Annotated in this window: 23 protein-coding genes; 13 read left to right on the top strand and 10 right to left on the bottom strand. The window is 73.3% G+C overall.

Going from position 1 to position 20,657, the window contains the following annotated elements:
- Window position 1 precedes the first annotated feature (1 nt).
- Entirely contained in the window at window positions 2-1,261 is a 1,260-nt protein-coding gene (locus tag FRZ03_RS23865) for a hypothetical protein (RefSeq protein ID WP_146467203.1), read from the top strand.
- 15 nt (window positions 1,262-1,276) lie between these two features.
- Here FRZ03_RS23865 and FRZ03_RS23870 read toward each other — a convergent pair whose 3' ends face one another.
- Complete coding sequence (locus tag FRZ03_RS23870; protein ID WP_146467204.1) at window positions 1,277-1,690, bottom strand: VOC family protein; 414 nt, start codon at window positions 1,688-1,690, stop codon at window positions 1,277-1,279.
- A gap of 177 nt (window positions 1,691-1,867) precedes the next feature.
- Here FRZ03_RS23870 and FRZ03_RS23875 point away from each other — a divergent pair, with 177 nt between their 5' ends.
- The 3 genes from FRZ03_RS23875 (at window position 1,868) to FRZ03_RS23885 (ending at window position 4,944) form a co-directional block, all read left to right on the top strand.
- Window positions 1,868-3,466 carry an ABC-F family ATP-binding cassette domain-containing protein gene (locus tag FRZ03_RS23875; protein WP_146467205.1) on the top strand — a complete coding sequence of 533 codons (1,599 nt, stop codon included), beginning with the start codon at window positions 1,868-1,870 and terminating at the stop codon, window positions 3,464-3,466.
- 335 nt (window positions 3,467-3,801) lie between these two features.
- A complete protein-coding gene (locus FRZ03_RS23880) occupies window positions 3,802-4,023 on the top strand; it encodes a helix-turn-helix domain-containing protein (RefSeq protein ID WP_004002281.1) in 222 nt (73 codons plus the stop codon).
- A gap of 117 nt (window positions 4,024-4,140) precedes the next feature.
- Entirely contained in the window at window positions 4,141-4,944 is an 804-nt protein-coding gene (locus tag FRZ03_RS23885; RefSeq protein WP_146467206.1) for an enoyl-CoA hydratase/isomerase family protein, read from the top strand.
- Here FRZ03_RS23885 and FRZ03_RS23890 read toward each other — a convergent pair whose 3' ends face one another.
- Window positions 4,945-5,667, bottom strand: a complete 723-nt coding sequence (locus FRZ03_RS23890) for a nucleopolyhedrovirus P10 family protein (protein ID WP_146467207.1) — start codon at window positions 5,665-5,667, stop codon at window positions 4,945-4,947.
- A gap of 87 nt (window positions 5,668-5,754) precedes the next feature.
- On the opposite strand from FRZ03_RS23890, the gene FRZ03_RS23895 reads away from it, so the two are divergent.
- From FRZ03_RS23895 to amaP, 5 genes are read left to right on the top strand one after another with little or no spacing between them, the layout of a single operon-like run.
- Window positions 5,755-6,225 (top strand): Asp23/Gls24 family envelope stress response protein, encoded by a 471-nt coding sequence (locus tag FRZ03_RS23895; RefSeq protein ID WP_146467208.1) that lies wholly within the window; start codon window positions 5,755-5,757, stop codon window positions 6,223-6,225.
- A 54-nt stretch (window positions 6,226-6,279) separates the two neighbouring features.
- A complete protein-coding gene (locus FRZ03_RS23900) occupies window positions 6,280-6,471 on the top strand; it encodes a hypothetical protein (protein WP_186785577.1) in 192 nt (63 codons plus the stop codon).
- Window positions 6,468-6,842, top strand: a complete 375-nt coding sequence (locus tag FRZ03_RS23905; RefSeq protein WP_146467209.1) for an Asp23/Gls24 family envelope stress response protein — start codon at window positions 6,468-6,470, stop codon at window positions 6,840-6,842. Before FRZ03_RS23900 ends, FRZ03_RS23905 begins: the two co-directional genes overlap by 4 nt.
- On the top strand, window positions 6,839-7,444 hold the full coding sequence (locus FRZ03_RS23910; RefSeq protein ID WP_222443403.1) for a DUF6286 domain-containing protein: 606 nt from the start codon (window positions 6,839-6,841) through the stop codon (window positions 7,442-7,444). Before FRZ03_RS23905 ends, FRZ03_RS23910 begins: the two co-directional genes overlap by 4 nt.
- Complete coding sequence (gene amaP, locus FRZ03_RS23915; RefSeq protein WP_398660990.1) at window positions 7,441-8,031, top strand: alkaline shock response membrane anchor protein AmaP; 591 nt, start codon at window positions 7,441-7,443, stop codon at window positions 8,029-8,031. The genes FRZ03_RS23910 and amaP overlap by 4 nt, the downstream gene beginning before the upstream one ends.
- Before the next feature lie 16 nt (window positions 8,032-8,047).
- Here amaP and FRZ03_RS23920 read toward each other — a convergent pair whose 3' ends face one another.
- From FRZ03_RS23920 to FRZ03_RS23940, 5 genes are all read right to left on the bottom strand, one after another.
- On the bottom strand, window positions 8,048-8,803 hold the full coding sequence (locus tag FRZ03_RS23920; protein WP_146467211.1) for an SDR family oxidoreductase: 756 nt from the start codon (window positions 8,801-8,803) through the stop codon (window positions 8,048-8,050).
- Window positions 8,804-8,807: 4 nt separating this feature from the next.
- Window positions 8,808-10,616, bottom strand: coding sequence for a glycoside hydrolase family 15 protein (locus FRZ03_RS23925; protein WP_146467212.1), 1,809 nt, complete (start codon window positions 10,614-10,616; stop codon window positions 8,808-8,810).
- A gap of 76 nt (window positions 10,617-10,692) precedes the next feature.
- The gene (locus FRZ03_RS23930; RefSeq protein ID WP_146467213.1) at window positions 10,693-11,490 is read right to left on the bottom strand and encodes an SURF1 family cytochrome oxidase biogenesis protein; all 798 of its coding nucleotides are present in this window, start codon (window positions 11,488-11,490) and stop codon (window positions 10,693-10,695) included.
- A gap of 77 nt (window positions 11,491-11,567) precedes the next feature.
- On the bottom strand, window positions 11,568-11,801 hold the full coding sequence (locus FRZ03_RS23935) for a hypothetical protein (RefSeq protein WP_071828796.1): 234 nt from the start codon (window positions 11,799-11,801) through the stop codon (window positions 11,568-11,570).
- A gap of 123 nt (window positions 11,802-11,924) precedes the next feature.
- Entirely contained in the window at window positions 11,925-12,908 is a 984-nt protein-coding gene (locus FRZ03_RS23940) for a DEDDh family exonuclease (RefSeq protein WP_146467214.1), read from the bottom strand.
- A 178-nt stretch (window positions 12,909-13,086) separates the two neighbouring features.
- On the opposite strand from FRZ03_RS23940, the gene FRZ03_RS23945 reads away from it, so the two are divergent.
- Window positions 13,087-13,797: a VIT1/CCC1 transporter family protein gene (locus tag FRZ03_RS23945; RefSeq protein ID WP_146467215.1), complete on the top strand. Its 711-nt coding sequence runs from the start codon at window positions 13,087-13,089 to the stop codon at window positions 13,795-13,797.
- Window positions 13,798-13,859: 62 nt separating this feature from the next.
- Here the strand turns inward: FRZ03_RS23945 and FRZ03_RS23950 are convergent, their stop codons facing one another.
- Together FRZ03_RS23950 and FRZ03_RS23955 are read right to left on the bottom strand one after the other, a co-directional pair.
- On the bottom strand, window positions 13,860-15,239 hold the full coding sequence (locus tag FRZ03_RS23950) for a CoA transferase (RefSeq protein ID WP_146467216.1): 1,380 nt from the start codon (window positions 15,237-15,239) through the stop codon (window positions 13,860-13,862).
- 55 nt (window positions 15,240-15,294) lie between these two features.
- Entirely contained in the window at window positions 15,295-16,827 is a 1,533-nt protein-coding gene (locus FRZ03_RS23955) for a S8 family peptidase (protein ID WP_146467217.1), read from the bottom strand.
- A 270-nt stretch (window positions 16,828-17,097) separates the two neighbouring features.
- Here FRZ03_RS23955 and FRZ03_RS23960 point away from each other — a divergent pair, with 270 nt between their 5' ends.
- The 3 genes from FRZ03_RS23960 to moaA all read left to right on the top strand — a co-directional run bounded on the left by FRZ03_RS23960 (window position 17,098) and on the right by moaA (window position 20,222).
- Window positions 17,098-17,454 (top strand): DUF485 domain-containing protein, encoded by a 357-nt coding sequence (locus FRZ03_RS23960; protein WP_146467218.1) that lies wholly within the window; start codon window positions 17,098-17,100, stop codon window positions 17,452-17,454.
- Window positions 17,451-19,079: a solute symporter family protein gene (locus FRZ03_RS23965; RefSeq protein ID WP_146467219.1), complete on the top strand. Its 1,629-nt coding sequence runs from the start codon at window positions 17,451-17,453 to the stop codon at window positions 19,077-19,079. The genes FRZ03_RS23960 and FRZ03_RS23965 overlap by 4 nt, the downstream gene beginning before the upstream one ends.
- Before the next feature lie 153 nt (window positions 19,080-19,232).
- Entirely contained in the window at window positions 19,233-20,222 is a 990-nt protein-coding gene (moaA, locus tag FRZ03_RS23970; RefSeq protein WP_222443404.1) for a GTP 3',8-cyclase MoaA, read from the top strand.
- Between the two features lie 10 nt (window positions 20,223-20,232).
- Here the strand turns inward: moaA and FRZ03_RS23975 are convergent, their stop codons facing one another.
- Window positions 20,233-20,448 (bottom strand): hypothetical protein, encoded by a 216-nt coding sequence (locus FRZ03_RS23975; RefSeq protein ID WP_146467220.1) that lies wholly within the window; start codon window positions 20,446-20,448, stop codon window positions 20,233-20,235.
- Window positions 20,449-20,657: the final 209 nt, after the last annotated feature.

A 20,657-nucleotide genomic window follows, 5' to 3' on the forward strand; every position in this document is an offset into this window, starting at 1 on the left:
AATGGCCCGCACCGAGCTGGCCGGCGCCGTCCGCGTCGCCCGTTGGGCGGACAACGCCCTGGGCCCCGGCCGCGACGGTGCCACCGCCGACGGCAAGGCCACCCTCTCCGCCGCGACCGCCGAACGCGCCGCCGCCGACCTCGGGCTCACCGCCGACCAGGTCCGTGCCGACTGGGACACCGCCCGCCTCGCCGGACTGGTCGAGGTGCACGGCGACAGCGCCCGCCCCGGCTGGCGGCTGCGCGCCTGGGACCGTGACGACAGCGCCGTGCTGCGCGGCTGGGTCGCCCTCTTCGACGCCTGGTCGCTCGCCCTGCCCGAACCCGCGGGGCACGAACCGGCCGCCGTCGCCGAGGTCGTCTCGGCCATGCCCCAGGTGCTCTCCTTCCTCCAGCTGTCCGCCGGGCCGGTCCCGGTCGAACAGCTCCTCGACCTGCTCCGCCAGCGGGTGGAGGAACTGCGCACCGAACGCTGCGAGGTCACGTACGAGCCCGGCGCCGAGTCGCCCGCCGCGCCGGCCGAGGCCACGGACGTCCCGCCCGCCGCCCTCGCCCCGCTCCTCGACTGGGCGCTCGGCGCGCTCGCCTCCGTCGGCGCCCTCACCTACGGCGCCGGCCAGGCCACCCTCACCCCCCTGGGCAGCTGGGCGGTCTGGGTCAAGCTGGAGCAGATCTGCGTGGCCGCGCAGAGCCCCGCCGGCAACATCGAGCAGAGCGCCGAGGACATGCTGCGCGGCTGCGCCCAGCTGCGCCCCAACGCGGCCCGCGCCGAGTACCGCGCCTGGCTCGCCGCCCGCACCGTCGGCAGCGCCGTCACCGAGCTGATCGACGCCGCGCGCGGCGAGGACGCCCTGCTGCGCGGGCTCGCCTTCGAGGCGCTGCGCGTGGTCGGCGCGCCCGCCGAGCCCGACGTACGGGCCGTGGTGGACGAGCCGGCGCTGCGGCCGTACGCCCTGCTGTGGCTCGCCGAGCACGACGGCCTGGACCCGGAGGACGCCCACGAGGTCCTCACCCGCGAGGAGGCCACCTGGCTGTGGGTGGACACCGCCGCGGCCGTCGCCGACCACGGCGAGGCGCCGATGCTGGTCCGGCACCTGGAGTCCGCGGTGCAGCCCACCGTGCCCCAGCTGCTCGACGAGGTCCGCGCCGTCGGCCATCCGCGCACCGTGCAGGTCCTGGTCGCGCTCGCCGCCGCCCACCCCGACCCGGCCCTCGCCAAGGCCGTGCGCCGGGCCGCGTTCCAGGTGCACACCGGCGGCTGACCCGCAGGGGACGGCTCAGCCGCCGATCTCCGGCGCGTACGTCCCGAAGCTCCAGATGTTGCCCTCGACGTCCCGGGCGAGATAGTCCCGGGAGCCGTGGTCCTGGTCCGTCGGGGGCAGCAGGATCTCCACGCCGTGCGCCACGGCCCGCTCGTGGTGGGCGTCCACGTCGTCCACCACGACGTACACCCCGGCGGGCCCCGCGTTCCGCAGCGCCGCGTCGAACGGCCCGCCGCGCCCCTTGGAGCCGATCATCACCGCGCCGTTGCCCTGTGCCAGCTCGGCGTGCAGCACCTTGCCGTCCGCGGCCTCGTACACCGTCAGCTCGGTGAACCCCAGACCCTCCGTGAGCTGCCGGATCGCCGCCTTCGCGTCCGTGTACAGCAGCGTGGGACAGATGCCAGGCCGTCCGCCGCCCATACCCGCCATACCGATCACTCCTCCCGCAGTGTTCTCCCCGGCCCGGCGGGCGGGGATGCGGACGCGGGAAAACCGCTTGCACCACCCCGTTAGACTTCCTCCCATGGCCTTTCTCCTCGCGCATTAGACGGCGGGAACGTCCTCAGCCGCCCACCCGCCAATCCCTGTACGCCCAGGAGTCTGTCCGTGATCTCCGCCTCCGGAATCGAGTTGCGCGCCGGCGCCCGTGTCCTCGTCGAGAACGCCACCTTCCGCGTCGCCAAGGGCGACCGCATCGGCCTCGTCGGCCGCAACGGCGCCGGCAAGACCACCCTCACCAAGTGCCTGGCCGGTGAGGGCATCCCGGCCGCCGGCACCATCACCCGCTCCGGCGAGGTCGGCTACCTCCCGCAGGACCCCCGCACCGGCGACCTGGACGTCCTCGCCCGCGACCGCGTCCTGTCCGCCCGCGGCCTCGACGTGCTGATCCGCAAGATGCGCGAGAACGAGCAGCGCATCGCCAACGGCAAGGGCACCACCCGCGAGAAGGCTCTCAAGCAGTACGAGCGCCAGGAGACCGAGTTCCTCACCAAGGGCGGGTACGCCGCCGAGGCCGAGGCCGCCACCATCGCCGCCGCGCTGAACCTGCCCGACCGGGTGCTCGGCCAGCCGCTGCACACCCTCTCCGGCGGTCAGCGCCGCCGTATCGAGCTGGCCCGGATCCTGTTCTCCGACGCGGACACCCTGCTGCTGGACGAGCCGACCAACCACCTCGACGCCGACTCGATCATGTGGCTGCGGGACTACCTGAAGACCTACCGCGGCGGCTTCATCGTGATCTCCCACGACGTCGACCTGGTCGAGACGGTCGTCAACAAGGTGTTCTACCTGGACGCCAACCGCTCCGTGATCGACATCTACAACATGGGCTGGAAGCTCTACCAGCAGCAGCGCGAGGCCGACGAGAAGCGCCGCAAGCGGGAGCGGGCCAACGCCGAGAAGAAGGCCGCCGCGCTCAACGCCCAGGCCGACAAGATGCGCGCCAAGGCCACCAAGACGGTCGCGGCGCAGAACATGGCCCGCCGCGCCGAGAAGCTGCTCTCCGGGCTCGAGGACGTCCGGATGTCCGACAAGGTCGCCAAGCTCCGCTTCCCGGAGCCCGCGCCCTGCGGCCGGACCCCGCTGACCGCCGAGGGCCTGTCGAAGTCGTACGGCTCGCTGGAGATCTTCACCGACGTCGACCTGGCCATCGACAAGGGCTCCCGGGTCGTCATCCTCGGCCTCAACGGCGCCGGCAAGACCACGCTGCTGCGGCTGCTCGCGGGCGTGGAGCAGCCGGACACCGGCCGGGTCGTCCCCGGCCACGGCCTCAAGCTCGGCTACTACGCCCAGGAGCACGAGACCCTGGACCCGGACCGCACGGTCCTGGAGAACATGCGCTCGGCCGCCCCGGACATGGACCTGGTCGAGGTCCGCAAGGTGCTCGGCTCGTTCCTGTTCTCCGGTGACGACGTGGACAAGCCCGCCGGCGTCCTCTCCGGCGGCGAGAAGACCCGTCTGGCGCTCGCGACCCTGGTGGTCTCCTCCGCCAACGTGCTGCTGCTGGACGAGCCGACCAACAACCTCGACCCCGCCAGCCGCGAGGAGATCCTCGGCGCGCTGCGCACCTACAAGGGCGCGGTCGTCCTGGTCACCCACGACGAGGGCGCCGTGGAGGCGCTCCAGCCGGAGCGGATCATCCTGCTGCCCGACGGCGTCGAGGACCTGTGGGGCGCCGACTACGCGGACCTCGTCGCCCTGGCGTGATCGAAAATCTGATCCACTGAGTATGGATCATTCGGCCGAGCCGTGATCCGTCATCTGTGTGAGATCTCCTCATATCAGGGTGTGTCGTACACCGATTTCGCGGCCGATTCCTCGTCCGGTGAGGGGTCGGCCGCGGCGCGTCCCTGACCTGGCACTTCGTGAATCCACCCGTTCGGCCCTGTCGGCATCACCGCTTGGAATACGGCATTCCGCTTGTGGGGATCGGCTCCTGTCGTCACAACGATGTCTCACGGACCTTGCCGAATGGGTGGCCATCACGCCCCGGAGGGGTGATCATGAGGAGACCAGAGCGCACTTCCCATGAGGAGGCACGGGTGGCCGAGACTCTGAAGAAGGGCAGCCGGGTGACCGGCGCCGCGCGCGACAAGCTCGCGGCAGACCTGAAGAAGAAGTACGACTCCGGTGCGAGCATCCGGGCACTGGCCGAGGAGACCGGCCGCTCGTATGGCTTCGTGCACCGGATGCTCAGCGAGTCGGGCGTCACGCTGCGTGGGCGTGGCGGAGCGACCCGGGGCAAGAAGGCCGCATCGTCCTGACTCCGGGCGGCCCACCGGCTTCGATGGTGGCCACCCGGTCGGCGATCCGACCGGCCGGGTGGTTACTGTGCAGTCACTTAGCTCTGCTTCGCTGACCGCACCCATCGGAGGCGCCCCATGGCCACGCCCGACCAGGACCTCGCACCTGTACTCGACAAGGACGGCGTACGGCTCACCGTCGACGACGCGATCGCCACGGTGACGCTGACCAACCCGGCCAAGCGCAATGCGCAGAGCCCCGCCCTGTGGCGGGCGCTCATCGAGGCCGGCCGGCTGCTGCCGGGCTCCGTCCGCGTCGTGGTGCTGCGCGGCGAGGGCAAGTCCTTCTCCGCCGGGCTGGACCGGCAGATGTTCACCCCGGAGGGGATACCGGGCGAGCCGAACTTCCTCGATCTCGCGCGCCGTGACGACGCCGAGATCGACGCGACCATCGCCGAGTACCAGGAGGCGTTCACCTGGTGGCGGCGCAATGACATCGTGTCCGTCGCCGCCGTTCAAGGACATGCCATCGGTGCCGGGTTCCAGCTGGCGCTCGCCTGCGACCTGCGGGTCGTCGCGGACGACGTGCAGTTCGCCATGCGCGAGACCAGCCTCGGCCTCGTCCCCGACCTGACCGGCACGCACCCGCTGGTCGGTCTGGTCGGGTATGCCCGCGCACTGGAGATCTGCGCGACCGGCCGCTTCGTCGGCGCACCGGAGTCGGTGGCGTCGGGGCTCGCGAACCTGGCGGTGCCGGCGGAGGAACTCGACGGCGCGGTGCGGGACCTGGCGGCGGCGCTGATCGCGGCGCCGCGCGACGCGGTCGTCGAGACCAAGGCGCTGCTCAGCGGCGCGGTGGACCGCACGTACGACGAGCAGCGCGCGGCCGAGCGTGCCGCTCAGGCACGGCGGCTGCGGGACCTCGCCGGACTCGGCGAGTAATCACGGCGGGCCGTCGCCCGACTGTTCGCCGACCGCCGTCACCAGCACCGCCACCGTCGGCCCGTCCACCAGCGCGTCCCGGACCGCCGCACGCACCCGCCGGGCCACGTCGGCGGTCCGGTGGGCCCCGGTGGCGGCCAGGTCCACGCGCACATGGCGGTGGGCCAGGGCCGCCGTGCCGCCCGTGCGGGTCTCGATGTGCAGGCCGGTCAGGCGGGCGACGCCCGGCACCGACAGGGCCGCCTCGGCGGCGCGGGCCGCGGCCGGGGCCGTCACCTCGCGGGCGGGCGGCGGCTGCGGGGGCCGTACCTCCGCCACCGCCCCCGCCGTCTCCAGCAGCTCGGTGACGCGCAGGTCCACCTCCGTCACCGCGAGCCCGAGGCGCTCGTCCGCCGCCGTGGCGAGGGCGAGCCGCAGCCGCGCCGCGGCCGCCGGCAGGGGCTCGGCCGGGGTCGCCGCGAAGTCCGCCGCGATCCGCAGCGCGCCCGGCGGCAGCGCGCTCGGCGGCGCCGGTACGGCGGGCTCGGCCACGCGCGCCGGATCGGCGAGGGCGATCCGCAGCGCATCCAGCCGCACCCCGGGCACCTCGCCCGCCGCGCGGCGCAGCACCGTCCCGGCCGCGGCCTCGGTGATCCACGCGCCGTCACCCGGCCCGCCCAGCGGCAGCAATCTGCCGAGTCCCACGTGCTGCCGTACGACCTGGGTCCATCCGTCCGCCGTCATTCCTCCAGCCTGCCGCATTCCCGGCGCGCGGTCGCGCAACCTTGCTTACGGTGGTCGCAGGACGACTACCGAAAGGGACGTACGGCGATGACCGACATGACGACGAGCCCGGAAGGCGGCGGCGAGCCGCAGGTGTCGACCCGTAAGGCAGTGCGGCGCGGCGGCGGCGATCCGGCGACCCGGGGCCGGACCACCATCGCGGACGGCGTGGTGGAGAAGATCGCCGGAATGGCGGCACGGGACTCGTTCGGCGTGCACGCGATGGGCGGCGGCTTCTCCCGCACCCTCGGCGCGATGCGCGAACGGGTGCCCGGTGGCTCCAAATCGGTGACCCGCGGGGTCAAGGCGGAGGTCGGCGAGGTGCAGACCGCGCTGGACCTGGAGATCGTGGTGGACTACGGCGTCTCGATCAGCGATGTCGCCGGCGCGGTGCGGGAGAACGTGATCGCGGCCGTGGAACGCATGACCGGGCTGGAGGTCGTCGAGGTCAACATCGCGGTCGGCGACGTCCATCTGCCCGAGGAGGAAGAGGAAGAGCCGGAGCCCCGGATCCAGTGACCGGGCGCACCCCGGAGCCGGACGCCGTACACCTGACGAGCTGAGGAGCGCTGCATGAGCATGGCCGTGGTCGGCATGATCGCCGGGATGGCGCTGGGCTTCGCCGGGTATTTCGGCGGGTTCGGCGCGTTCCTGCTGGTGGCGGCCTTGGGGGCCGTCGGGTTCGTGGTCGGCCGGTTCGCGGACGGGGACCTGGACGCGGGCGACTTCTTCCGCGCCCGCGAGCGACGCGACCGGCGGCGGTGACCGGCGTGCGCACCGGGACCGGCACGGCGGAGCAGCCGCGGGACCGGGTGCCGCCGGCCGAGCGGGGCGCCACCCGGATCGACGACCGGGTCGTGGCGAAGATCGCCGCGCAGGCCGTCCGGGAGGCGGTGGGACCGCCGCCCCCCGACGGCGACGCGCCGCACGCGACGGTGGCGGTCCATCACGGCACCGCACGGGTCCACATCGAGCTGGACCTCGGCTACCCCTGCGACATCGGCGCCCGCTGCGCCGCCGTGCGCCGCCGGGTGACCGAGCGGGTGGGCGCGCTGGCCGACCTGACGGTGTCCGAGGTCGCCGTCTGGGTCGAGCGGCTGCACTCCACGGCGAAGGCAGCGGAGAGGACACGATGAGCCACGCAGGCGCGACCACCGCCCCCGACACGACCGCCGGCCCCCCGGTGGCGGCCGGCGGCAGCGGCCGCTTCTGGTCGTCGCGCCGGGTCCCCGCGGGCATCGTGGCGGTCCTGGTGCTGGCCGGCGCGGGCCTGCTGCTCTACGACGTGGCCTCGGTGCGCGCCCACCGCCCCGCGATGCGCTGGCGCCGCGTACTGGCCCGGCAACTGGCCGAACGGCACCTGGACGACACCTGGGTGCTGGCCGGCGCGGCCCTCGCCGCCGCCCTCGGCCTGTGGCTGATCGCCCTCGCGCTCACCCCGGGCCTGCGGGCCCTGCTGCCGATGCGCCGCCCGCACCCCGACGTCCGCGCGGCACTGCGGCGGGACGCCGCGGCCCAGGTGCTGCGCGACCGGGCCATGGAGGTGTCCGGCGTACGGGCCGCACGGGTACGGGTGCGCCGCCGCAAGGCCGACGTCCGCGCCGCCTCGCACTTCCGCGAGCCGGCCGACGTCCGCGCCGACCTGGACATCACCCTCACCGAGGCGATCGCGGGCCTCGGCCTGACCCACCCGCCCCGGCTCGCCCTGCGGGTCACCCGGGCCGCACGGAAGGGATGACGGCGATGCGCTCCGGCGGACTCAACCGCGCCCTGCTGGGCCTTGTCGGCCTGCTCCTGCTCGCCCTCGGCGGCGCGGTCCTGGCCGTCGGCCTCGGCGCGCCGCCGCCCTCCTGGTGGATCCACAGCGGCCCGCACGACGTCCTGCTCACCCACGCCGAGCGCACCCGCTACCGCGGTGCGCGCTGGTGGTGGCCCGCCCTGATCGCCGCCCTGGCCCTCATCGTCCTGCTCGCCCTGTGGTGGCTGACCAGGCTCCCGCGCCGGCACCGGCTCGGCGAGCTGCGGGTGGACACCCGCGACGGCGGGGCCGCCCTGCTGCGGGCCGGGGCCCTGGAGAGCGCCCTGACCGAGGAGACCGCCGCCGGGGACGGCGTGGCCCACGCCCGGATCCACCTGCACGGCCGCCGGGCCAGGCCGCGCGCGCGGGCCGTGCTCCACCTGGCCCCCGACACCGACCCCGCCACGGCCCTGGGCGACTTCACGGCCGGGCCGCTGGCACACGCCCGGGAGTCGGCGGGCCTGTCCGCCCTCCCCGCCGAGGTGCGCCTGCGAGCGGTCAGGCACCGGGCGGAGAGGGTGAGCTGACGGGTCGGCCGGCGGCTCAGAAGCCGTGCCGCATCCCTCCGTCCACCGGCACCATGAGCCCCGTCAGATAGGAGGCCGCCGGGGACAGCAGGAAGGCGGCCACCTTCCCGAACTCCTCCGGGGTGCCGTAGCGGCGCAGCGGGATGCGGGACTCGTTGGCGGCGCGGGTGGCCTCCGGGTCGGCGGAGAGGGCGTCCAGTTCGCGGACGCGGTCGGTGTCGATGCGGGACGGCAGCAGGCCGAGCACGCGGATGCCGCGGGGGCCGAGTTCGTCCGCGAGGGACTTGGCGAAGCCCGCGAGGCCCGGACGCAGGCCGTTGGAGACGGTCAGCCCCGGGATGGGCTCGTGCACCGAGCCGGAGAGCACGAAGCCGATGACGCCGCCCTCGTCCAGCTCGGCCGCCGCCGCGCGGGCGAGGCGCACCGCGCCGAGGAAGACGGATTCGAACGCGGCACGCCACTGCTCGTCCGTGTTGTCGGCGACGAAGCCGGGCGGCGGGCCGCCCACGCTCACCAGCACCCCGTGAAAGCCGCCGAAGTGCTCGCGGGCGGTCGCGATCAGCCGCTCGGGAGCCTCCGCGTCCGCGTTGTCCATGGCCACGCCCACCGCGTCCGGGCCCAGTTCGGCGGCGGCGTCGGCGGCCCGCTGCCCGTCCCGGCCGGTGATCACCACCTTCGCGCCGTCCGCGACGAGCTGCCGCGCGGCGGCGTTGCCCAGTCCGCGGGTGGCTCCGGTGACGATGTACACCCGGTCCTTCAGTCCAAGATCCATGCCCCTATCCTGCCTCGTCGGCCCCGAACAGCGTGAGGGCGGAGTTCACCAGGCCGAGATGGCTGAAGGCCTGCGGGAAGTTGCCGAGCTGGCAGCCGTCGACGGGGTCGTACTCCTCGGCCAGCAGCCCCACGTCGTTGCACACGCCCACCAGCCGTTCGAACAGCTCGCGCGCCTCCTTCGGGCGCCCGGTCAGATGCAGTGCGTCCGCCAGCCAGAACGAGCAGGCCAGGAAGGCGCCCTCGCCGCCGGGCAGCCCGTCGACCGGGTCGCCGCCCTCGTCGGAGTCGTAGCGGCGCAGGAAACCGCCGTGGCCGAGGTCGGCGCGGACGGCGTCGACCGTGCCGACCACCCGCGGGTCGTCCGGCGGCAGGAAGCCGACCCGCGGGATGAGCAGCAGGGCGGCGTCCAGCGCACGGGAGCCGTAGTACTGCGTGAAGGTGTTGCGCTCGGGGTCGTACCCCTTCTCGCACACCTCCCGGTGCACCTCCTCGCGCAGCCGCCGCCAGCCCGCCAGGTCGCCGTGCAGCTCCTGGTGCCGTTCGAGGGTCCTGACCGCCCGGTCGGCGGCCACCCACACCATCACCTTGGAGTGCACGAAGTGGCGCCGCCCGCCGCGCACCTCCCACAGGCTCTGGTCGGGCCGGCGCCAGGCCGACTCCAGGAACTCCATCAGGGCCCGCTGGATGGACCACATGTGCGGCCGGGTGGGCAGGCCCGCGCTGCGCGCCAGCGACAGCGAGTCCATCACCTCGCCGTAGACGTCGAGCTGGAGCTGTTCCACGGCCCCGTTGCCGATCCGCACCGGGGAGGAGCCGGCGAATCCGGGCAGCCACGGCAGCTCGGTCTCCGGGAGCCGCCGCTCGCCCGCGACGCCGTACATGACCTGGAGGGCGGCCGGGTCGCCGGCGACCGCGCGCAGCAGCCAGTTGCGCCACGCCTCGGCCTCCTCCTGGTAGCCCGCGGTGAGCAGCGCGCCGAGGGCGAGGGTGGAGTCGCGCAGCCAGCAGTACCGGTAGTCCCAGTTGCGCATCCCGCCCGGTTTCTCGGGCAGCGAGGTGGTGGCCGCGGCGAGGATGCCGCCGGTCGGGGCGTAGGTGAGCGCCTTGAGGGTGATCAGGGAGCGGACGACCGCGTCCCGGTAGGGGCCGTCGTAGCGGCACCGCCGGGCCCAGCGCCGCCAGTCGGTGACGCTGCTCTCCAGCGCCTCGTAGGGGTCGACGAGCCGCGGGCGCCGCTCGTGGGAGGGGTGCCAGGTGAGCACGAACGCGACCCGCTCGCCCTCGGCGACGGTGAACTCGGAGTGGGTGCAGTAGTCCTCGCCCCAGGTGCGCACGGGCGGCTCGGAGCGCAGCCACACCGAGTCGGGCCCCGCCACCGCCACCCGGTGGCCGTCACTGCGGCGCATCCACGGCATGATCGAGCCGTAGTCGAAGCGCAGCCGCAGGGTGCCGCGCAGGGTCACCCGGCCGCGGACGCCCTCCACGATGCGGACGACATCGGGGGCGTGCTCGCGCTGCGGCATCAGGTCGGTGACGCGCACCGTGCCGTCCGCCGTCTCCCACTCGGTGTCCAGGACGAGGGTGTCGGGCCGGTAGGCGCGGCGGGTGCAGGTGCCCGCGCTCCTGGCTCCCGGGGGCGGCTTGGGGGCGATCCGCCAGTGGCCGTGGTTCTCGTCGCCGAGCAGCCGTGCGAAACAGGCGCCGGAGTCGAAGCGGGGCAGGCACAGCCAGTCGATCGAGCCGTCCCTGCCGACCAGGGCCGCGGTCTGCTCGTCACCGATCAGGGCGTAGTCCTCGATACGAGCGTTCACGGAATGCGGTTTCCCGGCCGCCCGGGGGACCAATCAGCGGTGCGCCGGGGGAGTGAGGCGGGCGCGCGGCGGGGCGTCAGACCGCGGCCGGTTCGTTCTCCTTCGGCTGCGGCGCCGCCGCGGCCTCCTCCTGGTCCCGGATCTCCCGCCGGAGCAGGAACCACCAGCCGACCGGCACGGCCGCCGCGAACAGCCACCACTGGATCATGTACGCGTAGTTCAGCGGGGCGTCCTCGGTGCCGGGGTCGGAGATCTGCTCCGGGGAACCGCCCTTGGACGCGGGCGCGGTCTGCTCCATGTAGCCGCCGAGCACCTGCGCGCCGAGCCGGTGCGCCTCCGCGGTGCTGTCGATCAGCATGACCATCCGGTCGGGCAGGCCCTTGATGTTCTTGATGCCGCTCGCCGCGGTGGTCTCGTCGGCCATCAGCCGTCCGCTGATGGTGGTCCGGCCGGCCGGCGGGGCGGGGATCTTCGGGAAGGCGGTCTGCGTGCCGTCGGCGGGCACCCAGCCGCGGTTGACCAGCAGCACCTTGCCGTCGGTCAGCACGAAGGGGGTGAGGACGTGGTAGCCGACGTCGCCGTTGGCGTTGGTCCGGCGCCGGACCACCTCCGTCCTCGCGGTGTCGAAGGTGCCGGTCGCGGTGACCGTGCGGTACTTTTCCGTGCGCGTCACGGCGTGTCCGGGGGAGGACAGCTGTTCGACGGGGACCGGCTTGGCGTGCAACGCGGCGGAGACCAGGTTGTTCCGCGCGGTGCGCTCCTCGTAGCGGTGCTGCTGCCAGAAACCCAGCTTGATCATCGTCGGGATCAGCGCGATCGCGACGACGGTGAGGATGACCCACTGGGGGGACAACAGGAAGCGGTAGCGATGCACCCCACGACGGTACATCCGGGCCGTGGGGTGCATTCAGTCGGGTACCGGGTCACCCCGGGTGTCGTACGCCCATCAGGTCATACCCGGTCCACGACGCCCGTGCGCCCCTCCGCGCGGGCGCAGTGCGCGCCGCAGAACCAGTGGCCGTCCACCTCCACGCCCTGCCCGATGATCTGCACCCGGCAGTGTTCGCAGATCGGGGCCATGCGGTGGATCGCGCAGGAGAAGCAGTCGAAGACGTGGACCGCGCCCTGGGCGTGGACCTCGAAGGTCATTCCGTAGTCATTGCCGCAAACTTCGCATCTCGCCATGCGCCACAGGGTGGGCCGTCGCGGGGGCGCGGGCGAGCCGGTGTCGGGTGAGTCGTGCGTCAACCACTCGTTCGTACGATCACCCGTCCGTGAGGCCGGTGCCGTCCGTCCCGGTCCCCGGTGTCACTCGTCCGCGGGCTCGACGTCCCGCAGCAGCTGGCCGAAGGCGGCCTCGTCCACGACCGGGGTGCCGAACTGCCGCGCCTTGACCGTCTTGGAGGTGCCCGAGTCGGGGTCGTTGGTCACCAGCAGGCTGGTCAGCCGGGAGATGCTGGACGCCACGTGCAGCCCGCACTCCGTCGCCCGGTCCTCCAGCAGCTCCCGCTCGACCGAGGTGTCACCCGAGAACGCCACCCGCATGCCCTGTTTGAGCCGTTTGCCGTCTTCGTAGCGGCCTGGGTTGGGATAGGGGCATGCGGGCCTTTTGCGGGACGGGCGCCAACCGCCGGGACGGTAGCCGCCGTAGCCCCCGGCCGACTGCCGGGGCACCGGCTGGTCCGACCACTCCGTCAGCGGGCGGCACTCCAGCAGCGGCAGCCGTACGCCGCCCGCCGCCGCGGCCCGCAGGCTGGGCCGGAACGCCTCCGCCAGCACCCGCGCGTCGTCCAGCGCGTGGTGGGCCCGCTGCTGCACCACGCCGAAGTGCGCCGCGAGCGACTCCAGCTTGTGGTTGGGCAGCGGGAGTCCCAGCTCCTTGGAGAGCGCGATGGTGCACAGCCGCTGCCGCACCGGCGCCAGGCGTTCGGCGCGCGCGTACTCCCGCGCGATCATCTGCCAGTCGAAGACGGCGTTGTGCGCGACCAGCACCCGGCCCTCCAGCCGGGCCGCGAACTCCTCGGCGATGTCCGCGAAGACGGGCGCCCCCTCCAGCACGTCGCTCGTCAGGCCGTGTATCCACACGGGGCCCGGATCGCGCTCCGGGTTGACCAGCGTGTACCAGTGGTCCTCGACCTCGCCGCGCGCGTCCAGCCGGTAGACGGCGGCGGAGATGATCCGGTCGTGCCGGGCCAGGCCGGTGGTCTCCACGTCAACGACCGCGTATCCCTGGGGATACGCGGCCGGCCACTGGGTGGGGGAGGACACTGCGGTCGCACGGTCTTCGAGCATGGTCATTGAGGATACGGGCCGTGACTGACATTCCGGCCCCGCAGGGCCCTTCGGACACCGCTGCCGGGTGCCGGACCGGCCCGCGTTCCTGCCGAATGTCCCTTTTCCGTGGGGCCCGTTGTCGCTCCTGAGGCGTTGGTGCGCCGCGGAGGCCCCGGGGAGTGCGATGCTCGCTGCCGTGACGGAACCGATCCATGACGAGAACCACGGCGGCGCGCTCGGCTCGCGGCTGAACTGGCTGCGCGCGGCGGTGCTGGGCGCGAACGACGGCATCGTCTCCACCGCGGGACTCGTCGTCGGCGTGGCCGGCGCGACCCAGAGCCGCTCCGCCCTGCTCACCGCCGGACTGGCCGGACTGCTCGCCGGTTCCATGTCCATGGCGGCCGGCGAGTACGTCTCCGTCTCCACCCAGCGCGACTCCGAGCTGGCCGCGCTGGCCGTGGAGAAACGGGAGCTGCGCGAGCAGCCCGAGGCCGAACTGCGGGAGCTGACCGCGCTGCTCCAGGAGCGCGGCCTGTCCCACCAGGTGGCCCGGGAGGCCGCCGAGCAGCTCACCGAACGAGACGCGCTGCGGGCCCACGCCCGCGTGGAGCTGGGCATCGACCCGGACGAGCTGACCAACCCCTGGCACGCGGCCTGGGCGAGCTTCCTGGCCTTCACCGTGGGCGCCCTGCTCCCCCTGCTGGCCATCGTGCTGCCGCCGGTCGGCTGGCGGCTGCCGGTGACCGTGGTCTCCGTGCTGGCCGCGCTGGTGCTGACCGGCTGGACCAGCGCCCGCCTCGGCGCCGCCGCACTGAGACGGGCGGTGGTGCGGAACGTGGCCGGCGGCGCGCTGGCGATGGCGGTCACGTACGCGGCGGGCAGCGCCCTGGGCGCGATCGGCGCCTGACCGCGCTTCTTGGCCCGGACCGGCGTTACGACTTCGGCCGGGTCCTCGGTCCCGGCCCGGTCTCACGCCCAAGTGGCCTGCTGGGAGCCCCAGGGCGCCGGGGGCCGGGTCCAACCGGTCGGGCCCGCGGTGAAGTTCAGCGCCGGCCGGGCGTGCCGCAGCCGGCCGAGGGGGCTGTCCGTCTCGGTGAGCCAGGGGTCCGGTGTGTCGTACGGTGTGCCGTCCGTTCCCCGGTCCGGCTCGATCCCGTCCGTCAGCCAGAGCGCCGTGCGGGCCAGCGCGAGCCGCACCGAGCGGCTGCCGCCGTCGTACGACTGCTCGGTCAGTGCCCGCAGTACGGCCGCCGCCAGCAGGTAGCCGGTGCCGTGGTCCAGGGCCTGCGCGGGCAGCGCGCCGGGCTGTCCGGCCGAGCCCTCGGTCGCCGCGATGCCCGTCGCCACCTGCACCAGGCTGTCGAAGCCGCGCCGCCCCGCCCAGGGCCCGTAGGCGCCCCACGCCGACACCTGCGCCACCACCAGGCCGGGCCGCCGCCGGGCCAGTGCCTCGGGGGAGAGGCCGAAGCGGTCGAGCGCGCCGGGGCGGTAGCCGGTGACGACGACGTCCGCCGTGGCCAGCAGCTCCTCGAAGGTGTCCCGGTCGGCGGCCAGGTCGAGGGTCGCGGACCGCTTGCCGAAGCCCGTGTCGGCGTGCTGGTCCGGGAGTTCGGGGAGCCAGGGCGCGTCCAGGCGCAGCACGTCGGCGCCCAGCAGGCCGAGGGCGCGGGTGGCGACCGGGCCCGCCAGGACCCGGGTCAGGTCCAGGACGCGCAGCCCGGCGGCGGGCAGCAGGTCGGCGGCGGCGGGGTCCAGGGGCGGAAGCACGCGTGCGGGCGCCGTGTCGAGCCGGACCCGCTCCACCAGGGGCCGGGCGGCCACCTCGGCGGCCTGCTCGGTCGCCCGCCACTGAGCGGGATCGCGCAGGGCCACCGCGAGGCCGCCGGCGTCGTGGACCGCCGCCTCGGTCTCCAGGGCGCCGCGGTCGGCGAGCCGGGCGGCCACGTCCTGCGGCGAGGCGTCCTGCGCCAGGTGCAGCGCGTCGAGCAACCGGGCCCGGTGGTGCGGGTAGTTGGCGTGGGTGCGCACCCAGCCGTCGGCCGTGCGCCAGAACCGCGACAGCGGCGCGAAGGAGACCGGCGCCCGCCCGTCCACCCGGACCAGCCGCTCGCTGTGGAACGCGGTCGCCACCGCGCCGTCGTCCACCAGGACGCCGGGCGCCTCGGCGGTTCCGGTCCGGCGGGCCCCCAGCTCGGCCGCGGCCAGGGCGCACGCCCCCGCACAGGCGCGCGCCAGCCTCCGTACCGGGAGCCGGGCGGGGAGGGCGCCGGGCCGTTCGACCGTCGTCACCCGGGAGACGAGGGCGGGGTCGCCGCCCAGTGCAGTCCACGCGTACGCGATATCTGTCATGACTGCACTATGCATTATTGATTCAATCAATATGCGACCCCGCCCGCGTCGGCGCCTACTTGGTCACCGCGTCCAGTGCGTCGGCCATGCCCCGACCGTAGAACCCGTTGCGGTTCCGCGGGCCCTCGCAGACCGCGTCGACCTTGCCGTCACCGTTGACGTCGTACGGGTCCGTGCACGGTGTGGCGTCGGCCTCCGCGTACAGGAGGGCCTTGACCAGCGCGGGGGACGCGGCCGGATGGGTTGACTTGATCAATGCGGCAACACCGGCCACATGCGGGGTCGCCATCGACGTGCCGGCCATGTAGCCCCACTTGCCGCCCGGCAGCGTGCCCAGGATGAGGCCGCTGGTCGCCGGAGGCGCGGGCGGCTGGTAGGCCGTCGAGTCACCGCCGGGCGCGGCGATGTCGACGACACCGAGGCCGTAGTTGGAGTACGACGCCTTCAGCCCCTTGGCGCCGGTCGCCGCGACCGTCACCACGCCCGGCAGCTCGGTCGGGATGTCGAAGCACCGGCGCTTGTCGACCGCACGGGACGACGCGGTGCCGTCGTTGGGCGAGGCGGGGTCGGTGATCGAGCCGGCGGCCAGGTCGTACTTCTCGTTGCCCGCCGCCGCGACGTTCACCGCGCCCCGCTTCTCCGCGTACCGCGAGGCCCGTTCGACGGCGTCCACGAGCGCCTTCTGGTCCGGGGCGGTGACGCAGTTGAAGTACCAGGGGTCGGTGTAATAGCTGTTGTTGGTCACGTCCACGTGGTGCTCGGCGGCCCACACGAACCCGCAGACCACCGACTCGGCGTAGAAGTACCCGTCGGGGTTGGCCACCTTGATGCCCGCCACCTTCACGCCCGGCGCCACGCCCGTCATGCCCACGCCGTTCTTCGCGGCCGCGATCTCCCCCGCCACATGGGTGCCGTGCGGGCTCTCCCCCGCGCCGGGCCGCCAGGCGCCGTCGGCGGTGTCCGGCTTGCCCGAGACGCAGTTGACGGAGGCCGTCCGGTCGAAGTTGGGCGCGATGTCCGGGTGGGTGTCGTCCACGCCGGTGTCGATGACCGCGACCGTGACATCGGGGCTGCCCAGGGTCTTCTCGTGCGCCTTGTCCGCCTTGATGGCCGGCAGGTCCCACTGGAGCGGCTCCAGCGGGTCCTCGCCCCCGGTCGCCGCCGCCTCGGCCGCGGCCACCTGCGCGCCGCTCAGCGCCTTGGGCGTGCCCAGGTCCATGGTGGAGGAGGCGGCCAGCGGGGCGGTGCGCGTGGCGCCGGCCGAGTCCACCCCGGGCGCCGCGCGCATCAGCCGGGCGAAGTCCGGATTCGCGGAGTGCGCGACCAGCACGCCGATCCGGTCGTAACCGGCCACCAGCGAGCCGCCGTTGCGCGTGATCTCCCGGCGCACCGCCTCCAGCGTACGGCGGTCCGTGCGGGTGTTGACCACGTATGACAGGTTCGGTCCGTCCGCCGCCCGCGCCTTCGCGGGTGCCTGTGCGACGGGCGCGGCCGTGGCGGCCGAGGGCAGGAAGCCGAGCGACGCGGTCAGTGACAGCACGACCGGTACCGCGAGCGCGAGCCGGCGTCCGGGGCGCGACTGGGCCATGGAACCTCCACAACATCCGGATACGGAACCTGCCCGGAACACGGTCGGTGTTCGGGCAGGTGCATGACGAGTGGCGTACAGCCGGAACCTAACCCGTTCTCTCAGTGATCAGCAATGAGTTGGCAATGACTCGATCAGATCGCTTGCGGGCAAATTCAGGGGGACTTGAGTCGGCTCGCGCGTGGCGCCGTGGATCTGGACACGGCGCGCCAGCACCATCGAGCGGCCGGCCGTCATGCCCCACCTCATCCGCATCCGCGAGGAGACACCGTGGCCACCGAGACACCGCCCCCCGCGACACCGGGGACCCCCCGACCCGCCGCCGAGGAGTTCACCGAGGTCCAGCAGAGCGCGGACTTCCGCGAACTGCGCCGCGCCCACCGCTCGTTCGCCTTCCCGCTGACCGTCGCCTTCATCGCCTGGTACCTGCTGTACGTGCTGCTGTCCAACTACGCGGGCGGCTTCATGGCCACCAAGGTCGCCGGGAACGTCAACGTCGCCCTCGTCCTCGGCCTCGCCCAGTTCCTCACCACCTTCCTCATCGCCTGGTGGTACGCCCGGCACGCCGCCACCGAGCTCGACCCGCGCGCGGCCGCCATCAAGTCCCGTATGGAGGGCACAGAATGAGATCCGCGACCCATCCCGCGCTGCTGGCCGCCGGCGAGGCGAGCGAGCACCGGACGCTGATCGTCACCCTGTTCGCCGTGTTCGTCGTCGCCACCCTCGTCATCACCGTGTGGGCCGGCCGGCAGACCAGGGACGCCGCCGACTTCTACGCGGGCGGCCGGCAGTTCACCGGCTTCCAGAACGGCCTCGCCGTCTCCGGTGACTACATGTCCGCCGCGTCCTTCCTCGGCATCGCCGGCGCCATCGCCCTCTTCGGCTACGACGGTTTCCTCTACTCCATCGGGTTCCTGGTCGCCTGGCTCGTCGCCCTGCTCCTGGTCGCCGAGCCGCTGCGCAACTCCGGCCGCTACACCATGGGCGACGTGCTCGCCTACCGGATGCGCCAGCGCCCGGTCCGCACGGCCGCCGGCGCCTCCACCATCGTCGTGTCGATCTTCTACCTGCTCGCCCAGATGGCCGGCGCGGGCGTGCTCGTCTCCCTGCTGCTCGGCATCACCAGCGACATGGGCAAGATCGGCATCGTCGCCCTGGTCGGCGTGCTGATGATCTTCTACGTCACCATCGGCGGCATGAAGGGCACCACCTGGGTGCAGATGGTCAAGGCGGTGCTGCTGATGATCGGCGCCCTGCTGCTGACCTTCCTGGTGCTGCTGAAGTTCCACTTCGACGTCTCCGATCTGCTCGGCCGGGCCGCCGACAACAGCGGCAAGGGCAGCGCGTTCCTGGAACCCGGCCTGAAGTACGGCGCCACCGGCACCACCAAGCTGGACTTCCTCTCCCTCGGCCTCGCCCTGGTCCTGGGCACCGCGGGACTGCCGCACATCCTGATCCGCTTCTACACCGTGCCCACCGCGAGGGCCGCCCGGAAGTCGGTCATCTGGGCCATCGGGCTGATCGGCGTCTTCTACCTGATGACCCTCGCCCTCGGCTTCGGCGCCGCCGCGCTGATCAAGCCGGGCGAGATCATCGCCTCCAACAAGGCGGGCAACACCGCGGCCCCGCTCCTCGCCCTGCACCTCGGCGGGGTCGACTCCGACGCGGGCGCCGTCCTGCTCGCCACCATCTCCGCCGTCGCCTTCGCCACCATCCTCGCCGTCGTCGCCGGCCTCACCCTCGCCTCGTCCTCCTCCTTCGCCCACGACATCTACGCGAACGTCATCAAGAAGGGGCAGGCCACCGAGCGGCAGGAACTGGGCGCGGCCCGCTGGGCGACCGTCGGCATCGGCGCCGTCTCCATCGTCCTCGGCGCCCTCGCCCGCGACCTCAACGTGGCCGGCCTGGTGGCCCTCGCCTTCGCGGTGGCCGCCTCCGCGAACCTGCCGACGATCCTCTACAGCCTGTTCTGGAAGCGGTTCACCACCTCGGGCGCCCTCTGGTCGATCTACGGCGGCCTGGTCACCGCCGTCGGCCTGGTGCTCTTCTCGCCGGTCGTCTCCGGCAGCCCCACCTCGATGTTCCCCGGCGCCGACTTCCACTGGTTCCCGCTGGAGAACCCCGGGATCGTCTCCATCCCCGTCGGATTCCTGCTGGGCGCCCTGGGCACCCTCTTCTCGAAGGAGGAGCCGGACTCCGGCAAGTACGCGGAACTGGAGGTGCGCTCCCTGACCGGCACGGGCGCGCACTGAGACACGTACGACCGGCCGCGTCGCGAGGACTGTACGGTCCTACGACGCGGCCGCGGCCCAACTCGTCGGATCGGGCCGATGTCGATGTCGGTGGCGTCACGTAGGCTCGCAGGTGACACGGAACAACGCCGATGCTCGAGGGAGGGGGCCCACGTGCTCATCGACACGTACGGCCGCGTGGCAACCGACCTGCGGGTCTCGCTGACCGACCGGTGCAATCTGCGCTGCACCTACTGCATGCCCGAGGAGGGCCTGCAGTGGCTGGCCAAGCCCGACCTGCTCACGGACGACGAGATCGTGCGCCTGATCGACATCGCGGTGCGCACGCTCGGCATCGAGGAGGTCCGCTTCACGGGCGGCGAGCCGCTGCTGCGCCCCGGCCTGGTCGGCATCGTCGAGCGGGTCGCGGCCCTCGACCCGCGGCCCCGGATGTCCCTCACCACCAACGGCATCGGCCTCGGCCGCACCGCCGCCGCCCTCAAGGCGGCCGGTCTGGACCGGGTCAACGTCTCCCTGGACACCCTGCGCCCCGAGGTCTTCAAGGCCCTCACCCGCCGCGACCGCCACAAGGACGTCCTCGAAGGACTCCGGGCCGCCCGCGAGGCGGGGCTCACCCCGGTCAAGGTCAACACCGTACTGATGCCGGGGCTGAACGAGGACGAGGCCCCCGACCTGCTGGCCTGGGCCATCGAGCACGACTACGAGCTGCGGTTCATCGAGCAGATGCCCCTGGACGCCCAGCACGGCTGGAAGCGCGAGGGCATGGTCACCGCCGGCGACATCCTCGCCGCCCTGCGCACCCGCTTCCGGCTCACCCCCGAGGACGCGGGCGAGCGCGGCTCGGCACCGGCGGAGCGCTGGCTGGTGGACGGCGGACCGCACCGGGTCGGCGTGATCGCCTCGGTCACCCGCCCGTTCTGCGCGGCCTGCGACCGCACCCGGCTCACCGCCGACGGCCAGATACGCACCTGCCTGTTCGCCACCGAGGAGACCGACCTGCGCGGAGCCCTGCGCTCCGGCGCCCCCGACGAGGAGATCGCCCGCATCTGGCGGCTCGCGATGTGGGGCAAGAAGGCCGGCGCGGGCCTGGACGACCCGTCCTTCGTCCAGCCGGACCGCCCCATGTCGGCGATCGGCGGCTGACCGGCCGGCCTCAACCGCCGCTCGGCTCCCACTCGTTCAGCAGGACGACGTCCTTCAGGAAGCCCCGTACACCGAGGAACTGCGACAGATGCTCGCGGTGCTCCTCGCACGCGAGCCAGGTCTTGCGCCGCTCCGGAGTGTGGATCTTCGGATTGTTCCAGGCCAGCACCCACACGGCGGCGGTGCGGCAGCCCTTGGCGGAGCAGATGGGGGTCTCGTCACTCACGGATCTCTCGCGTCTCACGCAACGGAAAACTCGATGAACAGGGGCGCGGAAAAGCACAACGGCGCGGAAAACAGGCGCGGAACGAGGCGACGCCGAGCAGCCACGGGGGGAGCTGCCCGGCGTCGGTCCGTCGCTCCGACGGGGGATGCGGAGCGCACACGCAGTATGTCACGGCGGACCCGTCGCCCGGCACTGGAACTGCATGATTG

It is taken from the genome of Streptomyces misionensis, from assembly GCF_007896895.1.
In the GTDB taxonomy this organism is placed as follows: domain Bacteria; phylum Actinomycetota; class Actinomycetes; order Streptomycetales; family Streptomycetaceae; genus Streptomyces; species Streptomyces misionensis_A.